At 58.6% G+C, this 13,855-nt stretch carries 13 protein-coding genes; 6 read left to right on the forward strand and 7 right to left on the reverse strand.

Features of this window, described 5'->3' with window-relative positions:
• The first annotated feature begins 35 nt into the window (after nt 1-35).
• Nucleotides 36-941, forward strand: coding sequence for an excinuclease Cho (gene cho / locus F153LOC_RS04365; RefSeq protein ID WP_100780895.1), 906 nt, complete (start codon nt 36-38; stop codon nt 939-941).
• On the opposite strand, the gene ves is transcribed toward cho, so the two are convergent.
• The 7 genes from ves to F153LOC_RS04400 all read right to left on the reverse strand — a co-directional run bounded on the left by ves (nt 919) and on the right by F153LOC_RS04400 (nt 8,612).
• Nucleotides 919-1,476, reverse strand: coding sequence for an environmental stress-induced protein Ves (gene ves, locus F153LOC_RS04370; RefSeq protein ID WP_102103501.1), 558 nt, complete (start codon nt 1,474-1,476; stop codon nt 919-921). The two genes, cho and ves, sit on opposite strands and share 23 nt — an antisense overlap.
• 297 nt (nt 1,477-1,773) lie before the next feature.
• Nucleotides 1,774-2,262 (reverse strand): ATP-independent periplasmic protein-refolding chaperone Spy, encoded by a 489-nt coding sequence (spy, locus tag F153LOC_RS04375; protein ID WP_102103500.1) that lies wholly within the window; start codon nt 2,260-2,262, stop codon nt 1,774-1,776.
• Between the two features lie 327 nt (nt 2,263-2,589).
• Nucleotides 2,590-3,555, reverse strand: coding sequence for a succinylglutamate desuccinylase (gene astE, locus F153LOC_RS04380; RefSeq protein ID WP_102103499.1), 966 nt, complete (start codon nt 3,553-3,555; stop codon nt 2,590-2,592).
• Between the two features lie 9 nt (nt 3,556-3,564).
• Complete coding sequence (gene astB, locus F153LOC_RS04385) at nt 3,565-4,890, reverse strand: N-succinylarginine dihydrolase (RefSeq protein ID WP_102103498.1); 1,326 nt, start codon at nt 4,888-4,890, stop codon at nt 3,565-3,567.
• Nucleotides 4,877-6,364: a succinylglutamate-semialdehyde dehydrogenase gene (astD, locus tag F153LOC_RS04390; protein ID WP_102103497.1), complete on the reverse strand. Its 1,488-nt coding sequence runs from the start codon at nt 6,362-6,364 to the stop codon at nt 4,877-4,879. Before astD ends, astB begins: the two co-directional genes overlap by 14 nt.
• A complete protein-coding gene (gene astA / locus F153LOC_RS04395; protein ID WP_102103496.1) occupies nt 6,361-7,395 on the reverse strand; it encodes an arginine N-succinyltransferase in 1,035 nt (344 codons plus the stop codon). Before astA ends, astD begins: the two co-directional genes overlap by 4 nt.
• On the reverse strand, nt 7,392-8,612 hold the full coding sequence (locus tag F153LOC_RS04400; protein WP_102103495.1) for an aspartate aminotransferase family protein: 1,221 nt from the start codon (nt 8,610-8,612) through the stop codon (nt 7,392-7,394). Before F153LOC_RS04400 ends, astA begins: the two co-directional genes overlap by 4 nt.
• Nucleotides 8,613-9,045: 433 nt before the next feature.
• Here F153LOC_RS04400 and xthA point away from each other — a divergent pair, with 433 nt between their 5' ends.
• Genes xthA through F153LOC_RS04425 form a run of 5 tightly spaced genes read left to right on the forward strand, consistent with a single transcriptional unit; the run spans nt 9,046 to nt 13,849 of the window.
• Nucleotides 9,046-9,852, forward strand: coding sequence for an exodeoxyribonuclease III (gene xthA, locus F153LOC_RS04405; protein WP_102103494.1), 807 nt, complete (start codon nt 9,046-9,048; stop codon nt 9,850-9,852).
• A 6-nt stretch (nt 9,853-9,858) separates the two neighbouring features.
• Nucleotides 9,859-10,539, forward strand: a complete 681-nt coding sequence (locus tag F153LOC_RS04410; protein ID WP_102103851.1) for a TVP38/TMEM64 family protein — start codon at nt 9,859-9,861, stop codon at nt 10,537-10,539.
• Between the two features lie 21 nt (nt 10,540-10,560).
• Nucleotides 10,561-11,724, forward strand: a complete 1,164-nt coding sequence (locus F153LOC_RS04415) for an ABC transporter substrate-binding protein (protein ID WP_233210347.1) — start codon at nt 10,561-10,563, stop codon at nt 11,722-11,724.
• A complete protein-coding gene (locus F153LOC_RS04420; RefSeq protein WP_102103492.1) occupies nt 11,697-13,232 on the forward strand; it encodes an ABC transporter permease subunit in 1,536 nt (511 codons plus the stop codon). The genes F153LOC_RS04415 and F153LOC_RS04420 overlap by 28 nt, the downstream gene beginning before the upstream one ends.
• On the forward strand, nt 13,232-13,849 hold the full coding sequence (locus F153LOC_RS04425; RefSeq protein WP_100780510.1) for an ATP-binding cassette domain-containing protein: 618 nt from the start codon (nt 13,232-13,234) through the stop codon (nt 13,847-13,849). The genes F153LOC_RS04420 and F153LOC_RS04425 overlap by 1 nt, the downstream gene beginning before the upstream one ends.
• Nucleotides 13,850-13,855: the final 6 nt, after the last annotated feature.

Raw genomic sequence — 13,855 nt, forward strand, 5'->3', positions numbered from 1 at the left:
CCTCTTTTTTAACCACTCACTCTTTGCTACACTGTATGCCTGAACAGTATCAGGAGTCTTTTGTGAGCAGGCGTCAATCTGCCCCGCGTCTTGAATTTGAAGCGGGGGCTATCTACGAATATCCCGAACATCTTCGCCCCTGGCTGGAGGCTCTGCCGAAACAGCCTGGCGTCTATTTCTTTCATGGCGAAAGCGAAGCGATGCCGCTCTATATCGGTAAAAGCGTCAATATCCGCAGCCGGGTGTTATCGCATTTACGCACGCCCGACGAGGCCGCGATGCTGCGCCAGTCGCGGCGCATCACCTGGACGCAAACCGCCGGGGAGCTGGGCGCGCTGCTGCTCGAAGCCCGGTTGATCAAAGAACAGCAACCGCTGTTCAATAAACGTCTGCGCCGCAACCGCCAGCTGTGCTCGCTGCAAATCACCGACGGCAAACCGCAGGTGGTTTACGCCCGTGAGATTGATTTCTCCCACGCGCCGAATTTATACGGCCTGTTTGCCAACCGCCGCGCGGCGTTACAGGCGCTGCAATCTCTCGCTGATGCAGAGAAACTTTGCTACGGGTTATTAGGTCTGGAGTCGCTTACGCGCGGGCGCGCCTGTTTTCGTTCCGCGCTGAAACGCTGCGCCGGGGCGTGCTGCGGCAAGGAGAGTGTGGAAGATCATCAGATGAGATTAAAGGCCGGGCTGGCGGCGATCAGCGTAACCTGCTGGCCGTGGCAAGGCGCCATTGCGCTGAAAGAGACCAGCAACGCCATCACCCACTACCACATTATTCACAACTGGCTGTGGCTGGGGGCCGTCGACACGTTAAACGACGCCGCGGCCCTGCTGCGCACGCCTGCCGGGTTTGATCAGGACGGCTACAAAATTCTCTGTAAGCCGCTGCTCTCCGGGCAGTATGAAATCATTGAACTTAGTGACCCGGCAGCCACGTAATCTCACTGAACAGCAGCGTTCCTTCTGATTCCAGTAAGCGCAGGGTGTGAATGCCATCCTGCCAGCTGGCGCCCTGATCGGCGGTGAGGAATTTGTCACCCAACTGCCAGGCACCGCTCAGAACGAACACCACACCGCCGCGCGAGGCGAAGGTGGTAAAGGTGCGATCCGCCACCCGCACGTTGGCCTTGCAGCGATCGCGCTTCGTCATGATATTGAAATCCATCGACATCTGCCCTTCCGTGAGCTTCGCCTTCACCGGATGGTCGCCCGCAAAACTGAATGGCTGATGACGCTTCAGGGTATGACAAAAGGTCTGGCCCGCATCGAGGGTCACTTCCCCGCCCTCAATCAGGGTAATCACCCGATCGACGCCGGGAAAGAGAGAGAATTCGCCGTTGCTGGCGATAGAAGCAATACTGGCGCGCCAGTGAAAATCACGGGTCGCAGTGGGAAAGCAACAAATCTCACGGGTTTCACCCGCGCCATTACGCCAGAGATTCACCGGCATTTTGCGGATATCAAAAAACTCCATCACCACTCCTGAAAGGCGCAATCGCACCAGAGCGACAATATCAATAGCGTCGCTGTCTTGATTGTTATCGTTAGGTAATCACAGACGTATTATCGGCAGCAATGCAAAGGGGCCTTAGGCTCATGGTGAAAAAAACTCTAACGCCCTGACTCTGTTAAGCATTCTCTGAACCGACTACAGGAGCATACCGTGATGGCAGCGCGAGACAAGAGGGTGTGAAAGAAAAAACCGCCGGACCTGTCCACAGCGAATGCGCTTTTGTGAACAGGTTTCCGGCGGTCTTAATATGTTGTGCTGTTATTCAGCAGGCGGAGCCATTTTACCTTCTGGCGCCGGACGTTCTGTCAGACGCTTCTCAAAATTGGCATTAAATTGCTTTTTCTGTTCCGGGGTCAGAATGTTGTAGATCTTGTTCTGAGTTTCCATGCGGGCCAGCATACCGGCTTTGTGCTGCTCGGTCATTTTGTCGATCTGCGCTTCGGCTTTCGCTTTATCGAAGCTGTCGCTGGCAATGATGTCATGCATTGCGCGGCGTTCTTCCAGCGGTGGACGTTTCATCTGGTCGCGCTGGCTTTTCATGATGTCACGCACCTGCTGTTTCTGTGCATCCGTCAGGTTCAGGTCTTTAAACATCATGTCGTGATGCATACCCGGCTTGCCTTTGTGATGCATCATCTTGCCTTCAGCAGGTGCTGCGGCCGTGGTCGCGGTATCCGCAGCGAACGCCATGCTGGTAGCGCCCAGAGCCAGGGTAGAAGCAACAAACAGTGCAGTTAATTTACGCATAATTGTTTTCCTTACTTTCAGTTATTCTTCGGCGCTATGCCGTGTTGACGAGATTAACTTTACGGGGTTTATCGTCAATTAGTCAGAGCAACGGTAAAACAATGAAAGTGTAAAAAACAATTTATAACCAAATGTGGAGGAATTAAGGATAAAGCGTGGAGAGTTGAAACAAAAATATTCAATTAGCTGATTTTAAAGAGATTGTGAAAGAGTATAGCGAACTGGAGATTAATAATAAAGCAGGTATCCAGGAATAATCTGTAAACTTTACACGATCGCCATAATAGATAATTTCCCGCCCCCCTGTCGGACGCGGGAAATTATGCCTCAGCCTATTTTTTCCAGCATCAGTCCCGCCCGCAAACCAAAGGCCACAGACGGATTGGGGAACAGCACGTACTCCGTCGTTTTCTGCACCTCGTAGCGCTCATCGCCATCTTCTGCCAGCAAAATCCCCTGGCGGAACGGCGTGAAGTTAAGGGTATGTGCCGCCATGTGCAGCCGGAATGCGTCGCTGCGACGGGTGATTTGTTGCACCACCCGATAGCGCTCAACCACTTCGGCATGCGGCTCAGGCTCAACGCCCGCGAGCAGCGCCCGCAGCGCCAGGTGCGTTGGGGCAAATCGCGTCAGATCGTTATGGCCAAATGGCAGCGCTTTGCCCAGTTCCAGCGTGCAGGCCAGCGCGCCGAAATGCTCACAGGTGAAATGGGTAAAGGTTCCGCCCGGCGACTGATGGAACACCAGCGCTTCGAGTCCTGCATCGCCCAGCCATTGCAGGAACCGTTCATCCCAGGGCTGCTCGCGCTGGGGCAACACGCCAAAGCGAACGTGATACGACGCCCGAATGGCGGTATGCAGATCCAAATGCCAGCGGTCCGGGCCGGCTGCGGCGTAGAACTCGCTGACGGCGTTTTCCAGCACCGGCACGCGTGCCGTCTCCTCACAGGGTGCAAACTGCGCCGCGCGACCGCCAAACATCCGATTGATATCACTCACCAGATAGCGTTTGTTGTGCGCCAGCGCCGCAGGGTTCCCGAGCACCACCAGCACACGGCAGCGCAGGGAAATATCCCCGTGATACAACGCGCGGATCAGCAGATCGACAATCTCCACCGGCGCGGTTTCATTGCCGTGAACACCTGCCGAGAGCACCAGCGCGCGGCCGCTCTCGTCAAACGGGGTCAGTTCCAGCAGCCCGCGCCCATGCCATTTCCAGTGAAACGACGCCCCTTCACCCTCTTTTTCAGCGGGTGTTTCATCGGCCAGCGTCAGCGCCAGTAAATTCTCCATGCTCTCTCCTTAGCGCTGGAACGGATAAACCGAACCGAGCTGCAGGATCGTGGTCAGGGCGTCCAGCGCCTCGCGCCCTTCGCGCAGCAGCTGCGGATCGACCAGATCCGCCTGCGTCAGCTGGTCGCGGTAATAGCGGTCCACCCAGTTATTCAGCGTGTTAAACAGCGCGTCATTCATCATTACAGCGGGGTTTACTGCCTGCATCTCTGCCTGTGTCAGGACGACGCGCAGACGCAAACAGGCTGGCCCTCCGCCGTTGGCCATACTTTCACGCAGATCGAAAACCTTCAGCTCGCTGATGGGATTATCGGCCTTCACCAGCTCACTCAGATAGCGCCATACCCCCTGATGGTTGTGCGACTCTTGCGGCAGCACCAGCATCATGCTGCCATCGTCACGGCTCAACAGCTGGCTGTTAAAGAGATAGGTTTCCACCGCATCCTGCACGCTCACGGCGCGCGTCGGGACCTGAATCGGCATAAAGCCCGGAACGCGCTCCGCGAGATTTGCCAGCAATTTATCCTGCTGTGCAAACGCCTGTTCATGACAGAACAGCACCTGACGGTTCGACACGGCGATCACGTCGTTGTGGAACACACCCTGATCGATCACCTGAGGATTCTGCTGGGCAAACACCACCTGCCCCGGATTCACCTGATTGAGCCGTGCCACCGCCTGGCTTGCCGCCAGCGTCTGCCGCGCCGGATAGCGCACGGGGGCATGATGACCGCTCTCGTCGCGGCCATAGATAAACAGCTGCGTTGCCGGATCGCCATAATCGCCGCCCAGACGGTTATGGTTGGCCGCCCCTTCATCGCCAAACATGGCGACTTGCGGCAGTGCCTCGTGGACGCTAAAACGTTCCGCATCGCTGAAAATGGCGCGCAGCACGCGCTCGGTGGTCACCGCCTCCGTCGCGCGATGGAATTTGTTATTGAGGTTGGCGACGGTGAGATGCATTTTGCCATCCAGGGTATCCGCCGAGGGTGCGACGGTGGCCGCGTTCGCGACCCACATCGACGACGCCGAACTGGCCGCCGACAGCAGATGCGGCACCTGAGTACCGGCTTTTTCCACCACCTGTTCATCGCTGCCGCTAAACCCAAGCTGGCGCAGGACCTCGACGTTCGGGCGCTCCTGCGGCGGGATCACCGCCTGCGGGAAACCGGCATCGGCCAGGGCTTTCATCTTTTGCAGCCCCTGCTTCGCCGCAAGCTTTGGGTTCGACACCTGGAAGCGGTGTTTCGTCGAGGCTTCGTTACCAAATGACAGCCCGGCATAGTGGTGGGTCAGCCCCACCAGCCCATCAAAGTTGACCTCACGCGCTTTCATGGCCATCCCCTTTGCTAAAATCAAGCCCCGGATTGAGGGTTTCTGGCAGAGTCAGCGCTGGAGTTTCGAGGCTCGCCATCGGCCACGCGCAGTAATCTGCCGCATACCAGGCGCTGGCGCGATGGTTGCCGGAGGCGCCCACGCCGCCAAACGGCGCAGTGCTCGCCGCACCGGTCAGGGGTTTATTCCAGTTCACAATTCCGGCGCGCGCTTCAATCAGCAGCGTGTCGAATTTCTCGCGATCCGGTGAAATCAGGCCGCTCGACAGGCCATAGCGCGTATTGTTCGCAAGCGAAATCGCGCTGTCGAAATCGTCATAGCGCCAGACGCACAGCAGCGGCCCAAAGGTCTCTTCATCCGGCACATCGCTCGCCGCGCTCATTTCCACAATCCCCGGCGTCAGTAGCGACGTGCCTGGCTGGATAAGCTTTGGCTCGAGCAGGCTTTTCCCGCCGCGCGCCACGTGATCGCGCCAGGCGTTGACCACGTTCTGCGCCGCCTGTTCGGAGATCAGGCCGCCGATAAAGGGCTGCGGCTCGGCGTCCCACGCATCAGGTTTTATCCGCGCGCTCACTTCCACTAAGCGCGCCAGAAACGCATCGCCCTCCGCGCCGCGTTTAACCAGCAGACGGCGCGCGCAGGTACAGCGCTGCCCGGCGGTGACAAACGCCGACTGGATAGCCAGATGCACGGCGGCATCGATATCATCAGGATCTTCAACGATCAGCGGATTATTGCCGCCCATTTCCAGTGCCAGAATTTTTTCCGGCTGGCCCGCCAGTTGGCGATGCAGCTGATAGCCGGTCCCCGCGCTGCCGGTAAACAGCAGCCCGTCGATATCACTCAGCGCGCTCAGCGCCTGACCGGTTTCACGCCCGCCCTGCACCAGGTTCAGCACGCCCGGCGGCAGACCCGCCTGTTCCCACAGTTTCACCACCGCTTCGCCACTCCAGGGCGTCAGCTCGCTCGGTTTGAAGATCACGGCGTTTCCCGCCAGCAGCGCAGGCACAATGTGGCCATTCGGCAGATGGCCGGGGAAATTATAGGGGCCGAAGACTGCCAGCACGCCGTGCGGGCGATGGCGCAGAGTGGCCGCGCCGTCGGCCATCTCCGTGTGCTGCTCGCCGGTGCGGGTGTGATACGCCTTCACCGAAATCGCGATTTTGTTAATCATCGCCGTGATTTCCGTCGCCGCTTCCCAGCGCGGTTTGCCGGTTTCACGGGCGATAATGCTGGTCAGCTCGACTTTATTGGCCTCCAGCAGTGACGCGAATTTCTCAACGACCGCCTGACGCAGGCTAAACGGCTGTTTGGCCCACGCCGGGAACGCAGCGCGTGCGGCTTTGCAGGCCTGTTCCACCTGCGCGGCGCTGGCATCTGACCCCGTCCACAGCGCCTCTTTACCTACTGGGTTGGTTTTCACGCGGCGTTCGCCTTCACCCGTCACCCAGTCGCCATTAATCCATAAACTCATGCTGTTTTCTCCTCGGGGCAGAGTCGCACCAGGCGCACCGTGTCGCCTGCACTACATTTCAGGGCATCAAGCTGGGCTGCGGTCAGCACCAGTCGTTCACATTTTGGATTCGCGTGCACCAGCATGGCGCGAAAATGGTCGTATTGTTCATTCGCCACCAGGCAGGCTGGTAATTCGCCTGGCGCAGGCTGCCCTTCAGCGACCGTCACCAGACGGCTTTTACGGATGGCGCGCACGCGATCGATATCGCACTCAAGCGTCGGGCCACCGTCAAAAATATCGACATAGTTCCGATAGCGGAAACCCTCTTTCTCCAGCACCGCACGCGCGGGTGCCGTCTGCGGATGGACTTCGCCAATCACCGCCTGCGCTTCGGGGGTGAGGAAATGGGTGTAGATCGGATGTTTCGGCATCAGCTCGGCGATAAACGCCTTCTGCCCGGTGCCGCACAGATAGTCCGCGCGGCTGAACTCCATCGAGAAGAAGCGCTCGCCGAGGCTTTCCCAGAACGGGGAGTAGCCGGTTTCGTCGATCACGCCGCGCATCTCCGCCACCACTTTTTCATTAAAGCGGTCGCGGAAGGCAGCCATAAACATAAAGCGCGATTTAGAGAGCAGATAACCATTGCCCTCTTTGCGCCAGGCCGGGTCGAGAAACAGGGTGCAAAGTTCGCTGCTGCCGGTGTGATCGTTGCTCAGTGAAAGCGTCGGCAGCGCGTTATAAATATTCAGCTCTTTCGACGCGTGAACCAGCGTCCCCACGCGATAGTTGTACCAGGGTTCATTCAGGCCGACCGCCACTTCAATGGCGCAGATCCCGGCCACGGTTCCTGTATCTGTCTCTTCCAGAACAAAGACGTATCCCTGTTCGCTTTTCGGCACCGTCCCTTGCCAGGTATGGATGGCGCGCTCGATGCGCGCCGACAGCGTTTTTTCGTCGGCAGGAAGCGAGGTCAGCCCGCCTCCCGTCTTACCGGCAAGCTCCATAAGCCCGGCGAGATCGCCGCGCTCAACGGGACGGATGACCATCATGATGACACCCCGGATTTCACCTGTTCACAGGCCAGCGCAAAGCGATCCAGACCAGTGGTGATCTCTTCTTCACTGACGATCAGCGCCGGGGCAAAACGCACCACGTTTGCGCCTGCGATCAGCACCATCACGCCCGCTTTTGCTGCTTCCTGTGAAATAAGTTTAGCTTTTCCGGCAAATTCAGCGGTCAGTTCGCAGCCAATTAACAGCCCCAGCCCACGAATTTCTTTGAACATGCCGACCTTGCTGTTGATGGCATTCAGGCGCTCAACAAACCAGTCGTGACGCTGTTTCACACCGTTTAACACCGCTGGCGTATTGATGATATCCAGCACCTGGCCTGCCACTGCGGATGCCAGCGGGTTACCGCCGTAAGTGGTGCCGTGGGTGCCGACGACCATCACGCTGGCACATTTATCGGTGGTGAGCAGCGCGCCAATCGGGAAGCCGCCGCCCAGGGCTTTCGCCGTCGACAGCACATCCGGCGTCACGCCGTAGTGCATGTAGGCGTAAAGTTCGCCCGTACGGCCAACGCCCGTTTGCACTTCATCAAAAATCAGCAGCGCGTTGTGCTGATCGCACAGCTCGCGAAGCCCCTGCAGGAATGCTTTATCTGCCGGAACCACACCGCCCTCACCCTGCATCGGCTCGACGATCACCGCACAGGTGTCGTCATTAATCAGCGCTTTGGCGGACTGCAGATCGTTATACACCGCGTGACGAATGTCCGGCGGTAACGGGGCAAAATCCTGGGAGTAAGCGGGCTGCCCACCGGCGCTGACGGTAAACAGCGTGCGCCCGTGGAAGGCATTTTTGAACGCCACGATCCCGCTTTTCTGCGCGCCGAAGTGGTCGTGGGCATATTTGCGCGCCAGCTTCAGGGCCGCTTCGTTGGCCTCAGCACCGGAGTTACAGAAGAAAATTTTCTCGGCAAAGGTCGCGTCGATCAGCTTTTTCGCCAGGCGCAGCGCAGGCTCGTTGGTGTAGCCGTTACCGGTATGCCAGAACTTCGCCGCCTGATCGTTGAGGGTCTGACGCAGCGCCGGGTGTGCGTGCCCCAGCGCGTTCACGGCAATACCGCCCGCAAAATCAATATACTCTTTACCCTGCTGATCCCACAGGCGTGAGCCTTCCCCGCGTACCGGAATAAAAGCCGCCGGAGCGTAAACCGGCATCATCCATTCATCAAAATTTTCACGCGTAATTGACAGAGACATAGCGACCTCATCCGGTAAATAATAAGTTGTTTAAATGTTAAATATTTGAGTGTTTGCACTGTGAATGTAGATTGCAGAGTTCGTGCCAGCCAGCGATAAAAATGCATAAACGGGTTGTCGGGACAGAATATCAATGAGTTAGGATATGGAGTTATTCACTGTTAATGCATATTAAGTGAATATTTTTACGATAAGCGGCGGTTCGCGGGACGAAAACGAGAAATATTATTCACAAGCAAAATATAATTCTGGAATTGTGATCGCTCGCGAAATTTATTGACCGTTTACGCCCCTTTTGGGGGCAAGGCGCGTCGAAATGGTGCAAAAATTGCACCGTCGGCAGGATCTGTTGCAGTTATTGGTCTAACCCGGTAACAGGCGGCGCAAATTCTGCTACCATCCATGCACTATTCACCTTGCACTGGCAGCGACTATGAAATTTGTCTCTTTTAATATCAACGGCCTGCGCGCCCGCCCTCACCAACTGGAAGCCATTGTTGAACAACATCAACCTGACGTGATCGGCCTGCAGGAGACAAAAGTTCACGACGATATGTTCCCGCTGGAAGACGTTGCGAAGCTGGGTTACAACGTCTTTTATCACGGTCAGAAAGGCCATTACGGCGTGGCGCTGTTAACCAAAGAGACGCCTGTCTCGGTCCGTCGCGGCTTCCCTGGCGATGACGGTGAAGCGCAGCGCCGCATTATCATGGCCGAGATCCCGTCCCCGCTGGGTAATATCACCGTTATTAATGGCTACTTCCCGCAGGGCGAAAGCCGCGACCACCCGACCAAATTCCCGGCAAAAGCGAAGTTCTATCAGGATCTGCAGGATTACCTGAACACCGAGCTGAACAAAGAAAATCCGGTATTGATCATGGGCGACGTGAATATCAGCCCGACGGACCTGGATATTGGCATTGGCGAAGACAGCCGCAAGCGCTGGCTGCGCACCGGTAAATGCTCCTTCCTGCCGGAAGAGCGCGAGTGGATGGATCGCCTGATGAGTTGGGGCCTGGTCGACACCTTCCGCACCGCCAACCCAGAAACACAGGATCGCTTCTCATGGTTTGATTACCGCTCAAAAGGCTTCGATGATAACCGCGGCCTGCGCATCGATCTGCTGCTGGCAAGCCAGCCTCTGGCCGAGCGCTGCATCGAAACCGGGATCGACTACGATATTCGCAGCATGGAAAAACCGTCCGATCACGCGCCGGTCTGGGCGAAATTCAAGCTGTAAGTGCCGGTGAACGCGTCAAAAATCCTCTTCCTGTGCGCCCTTTTGGGCGCATTTGCTTTGCTCATCACGCAACTGCCGCCGGGATTTCTCTCCCTGGATGCGATCCGCGCCCATCGGCTGATGCTGCTGGATAACGTCGACCGCGCCCCGGTGCAAAGTGCCGCGCTCTATTTCGCCCTGTATGTGCTGATTTCTGCCTTTTCGATTCCTGGTGCGGCGCTGTTAACGCTGCTTGGCGGCGCGTTATTCAGCTTCTGGGAGGGGATGGTGCTGGTCTCTTTTGCCTCGACGCTGGGGGCGACACTGGCGATGCTTGCCAGCCGCTATGTGCTGCGCGACTGGGTGCAGCGCCGCTTTGCGAAACCGATGCAGACGGTGAATGAAGGGGGGAAACGCGATGGCGCGTTTTACCTTTTTGCCCTGCGCCTGATGCCGGTGTTCCCGTTTTTTCTGGTTAATCTGCTCTGCGGGCTGACCCCTCTCGGCGTGGCGCGTTACTGGTGGGTTAGCCAGCTGGCGATGCTGCCCGCGACCGTGGTTTTCCTCAACGCCGGGCGCGAACTGGGGCAACTGACCTCTCTGCGCGATATTCTGTCGCCGGGAGTGCTGATCGCCTTTACACTGTTAGGGTTATTGCCGCTGATCGCTCGCTGGCTGTTTTCTCGCTTCACCCCTTCATCTCATTAACAGGGAGGCATTATGCGCCGTGTGCGTTATTGCGTGTTTCTGACCGGGCTGCTGCTGGCAACCCCGGTGCTCGCCGCCAGCGACTGGCAAACCGTTCAACAGGAAGCCAAAGGGCAGACCGTCTGGTTTAACGCCTGGGGTGGCGATCCGGCGGTGAATCGATATCTCGACTGGGTAAGCGATGAGATGAAAACTCACTACGCCATTACCCTCAACATCGTGCATCTGGCGGATGCCGCCGATGCGGTCAAACGTATCCAGACGGAATCCCGCGCCGGGCGGACCACCCAAGGTTCGGTCGATTTACTGTGGGTCAACGGCGAGAACTTCCGCACACTGAAACAGGCGAATCTGCTGCAAAGCGGCTGGGCGCAAATGCTCCCCAACTGGCGGTATGTCGATACCACCAAACCGGTGACTGAGGATTTTGCCATCGCCACCGACGGCGCCGAATCCCCGTGGGGCGCAGCGCAACTGACGTTTATCTCGCGACAGACTTTGCTGCCTGAGCCACTGCGCGATCCTTCCGCCCTGCTCGGGTACGCGAAACAGCATCCCGGTAAAGTGACCTATCCGCGCCCGCCCGATTTTACTGGCACGGCGTTTCTGGAACAGCTGTTACTGAACCTGACGACTACACCCGACGCGCTAAAAACCGCGCCCGATCCCCATACATTTGACGCGGTAACCGCCCCTCTGTGGCGCTATCTCGACCAGCTTCATCCCCTGCTCTGGCGCGAAGGGAAAGATTTCCCGCCGTCACCAGCACGAATGGATGCCCTGCTCGCCAGCGGCAATCTGAATATCTCCCTGACCTTTAACCCGGCGCATGCCCGGCAGAAGGTGGCCAGCGGCGAGTTACCTGCTGACAGCATAAGTTTCGGCTTTGCCAACGGAACAATTGGCAATGTCCATTTCGTGGCGATTCCTGCCAACAGCAGCGCCAGCGCCGGAGCAAAAGTGGTGGCGAATTTCCTGCTGTCACCACCCGCGCAACGTCGCAAAGCCGACCCGAAAATCTGGGGCGATCCGAGCGTGCTGGACCCGCAAAAACTGCCTGATGAGCAGGCTCATGCCCTGCACCAGTTTATCCCGGTCGGTTTACCCGCCATGCTGCCTGAGCCGCACGCGGCGTGGGTGAATGCTCTGGAGCAGGAATGGCTGCGTCGCTACGGCACCCGCTAGGCTGGCTGGTGTGGCTGGCAATGGCGGCCATTTACGCGCCGCTGTTTCCCGCCACCGCCATGCTCCTGTCCCCTGCATTTTCTGCCGCCGGGTGGCAATCCCTGTTTCGCGATCCGCAGCTGCCGCAGGCGCTGATCGCCACCCTGGTTTCAACGACCCTCGCCACCCTCGGTTCGCTTTTTATTGCGCTCTGTATCCTGTCTGCCCTCTGGCCCGGCAAGCGCTGGCAGCAGATGAATGGCCGCCTGCCATGGTTACTCGCCGTGCCGCATGTCGCCTTCGCCACCAGCGTGCTGCTGCTCTTTGCCGAAGGCGGTGCCGTTTATCAGCTTTGTAGCGCCTGTTCGCCAGTGCTTGATCCCTATGGAATAGGCCTTGGCATGACAATGGCAGTAAAAGAGAGTGCCTTCGTGCTGTGGGCGATTTACGCAGTGCTGCCGGAAAAGACCCTGGCGCAGAAAATGGTGGTGCTGCAAAGCCTCGGTTATTCGCGCACTCAGGGGCTGTTCTGGCTGGTTCTGCCGACCATTGCCCCGGCACTGGGTGCCGTGATGCTGGCGGTGGTGGCCTGGTCCCTGTCGGTGGTGGATATCGCCATCATTCTCGGGCCGGGCAATCCGCCGACACTGGCGGTGCTGGCCTGGCAGTGGCTGAGCCAGGGCGATGCGGAGCAGCAAATCAAAGGCACGCTGCTGTGTCTGGTTTTGCTGCTCCTGCTGGCATTGTTTGCCGCGGTGGGGTTTACGCTCTGGAAAGCCTGGCGACGCACGCTGCCCGCCACGTCCGGTCACCGCCACAACGCCGGGCCGCCCGTCACGGGAACGGCGCTTGGCTGGCTGCTGCCGCTCTGTGGGCTGCTGTGTGCCGGAGCGCTGCTCCTGCTGGCGCAGCACCGCGAGTTTGATCTCGCGCCGTTTCACGCCAGCCTCTCGTTTGCTCTGTTTTCCGCCCTGATTGCACTGGCGATTATTTTGCTCTGGCTGGAGTGGGGTCCGTCGCGCGAAGCGCTCTGGCTGTGGCTGCCGCTGGCATTGCCCGCCCTGCCCCTCGTCGCCGGCCAATACCGTCTGGCGCTCGCGCTGGGCGTTGACGGCGGCTTTCTGGCGGTGCTGTGGGGGCATCTGCTGTGGGTACTGCCCTGGACGCTGCTGGTGCTGCAGCCGGCCTGGCGCAGGCTCGATCCGCGCCTGATCCTGATCGCTAAAACCCTCGGGCTGTCGCGCAGTCAGCTGTTTTTTAAAATCAAATGCCCGCTAGTGGTGCGCCCGATCCTGATTGCTTTTGCCACCGGATTTTCCGTGAGCATGGCGCAGTATCTGCCAACACTGTGGCTCGGCGCCGGGCGATTCGCCACGCTGACCACCGAAGCGGTGGCCCTTAGCAGCGGCGGCAGCAGCGCTATTCTGGCGAGCCAGGCCTTATGGCTATTGGCGCTTACCGCCGCCGCGTTTGGGCTGGCGGCCGGTTTATCGCGTCTCGCTGGTTACTATCGACAGGGGTTACGGTAATGTTGACGGTCAAAAATCTCACCCTCGAACCGCTGCTGCGCAACGCCAGTTTCAGCGTTGCGCGCGGGGAAATTCTGACGCTGATGGGCCCCTCCGGCAGTGGAAAATCGACCCTTTTTGCCTGGCTGGTGGGCGCACTTTCCGCCGATTTTCACGCTCATGGCGAGCTGTGGCTTGACGATCAGCGGCTCGATACTCGCCCGGTTGAAAAACGCGGGATCGGCATTTTGTTCCAGGACGCGCTCTTGTTCGATCACTTTAGCGTTGGGCAGAACCTGATGCTGGCGCTTCCCGCGCAGATCCGCACGGCGCGCCGCGAGCGGGTTGAGCAGGCGCTTGCCAGCGCCGGTCTGGCCGGGTTTTATGCCAGCGATCCGGCCACCCTGTCGGGCGGTGAACGCAGTCGCGTCAGTTTGCTGCGCGCCCTGCTGGCGCAGCCGCGCGCGCTATTGCTGGATGAGCCTTTTAGTCGTCTGGATAAATCCCTGCGCGTGACGTTTCGGGAGTGGGTATTCGCTGAGGTTCGTGCCCTGAATATCCCGGTGGTGCTGGTTACGCACGATGAAGAGGACATTCCGGCGGGCGGACGCGTGATTCAGCTGTCCGACTGGCAGTAAACCCTG

This window comes from Lelliottia sp. F153, from assembly GCF_002870005.1.
GTDB lineage: Bacteria > Pseudomonadota > Gammaproteobacteria > Enterobacterales > Enterobacteriaceae > Enterobacter > Enterobacter nimipressuralis.

Coding starts and splice junctions, on each gene's coding strand:
- cho (WP_100780895.1), top strand. CDS start 36: ATGCCTGAACAGTATCAGGAGTCTTTTGTGAGCAGGCGTCAATCTGCC.
- ves (WP_102103501.1), bottom strand. CDS start 1,476: ATGGAGTTTTTTGATATCCGCAAAATGCCGGTGAATCTCTGGCGTAAT.
- spy (WP_102103500.1), bottom strand. CDS start 2,262: ATGCGTAAATTAACTGCACTGTTTGTTGCTTCTACCCTGGCTCTGGGC.
- astE (WP_102103499.1), bottom strand. CDS start 3,555: ATGGAGAATTTACTGGCGCTGACGCTGGCCGATGAAACACCCGCTGAA.
- astB (WP_102103498.1), bottom strand. CDS start 4,890: ATGAAAGCGCGTGAGGTCAACTTTGATGGGCTGGTGGGGCTGACCCAC.
- astD (WP_102103497.1), bottom strand. CDS start 6,364: ATGAGTTTATGGATTAATGGCGACTGGGTGACGGGTGAAGGCGAACGC.
- astA (WP_102103496.1), bottom strand. CDS start 7,395: ATGATGGTCATCCGTCCCGTTGAGCGCGGCGATCTCGCCGGGCTTATG.
- F153LOC_RS04400 (WP_102103495.1), bottom strand. CDS start 8,612: ATGTCTCTGTCAATTACGCGTGAAAATTTTGATGAATGGATGATGCCG.
- xthA (WP_102103494.1), top strand. CDS start 9,046: ATGAAATTTGTCTCTTTTAATATCAACGGCCTGCGCGCCCGCCCTCAC.
- F153LOC_RS04420 (WP_102103492.1), top strand. CDS start 11,697: ATGGCTGCGTCGCTACGGCACCCGCTAGGCTGGCTGGTGTGGCTGGCA.
- F153LOC_RS04425 (WP_100780510.1), top strand. CDS start 13,232: ATGTTGACGGTCAAAAATCTCACCCTCGAACCGCTGCTGCGCAACGCC.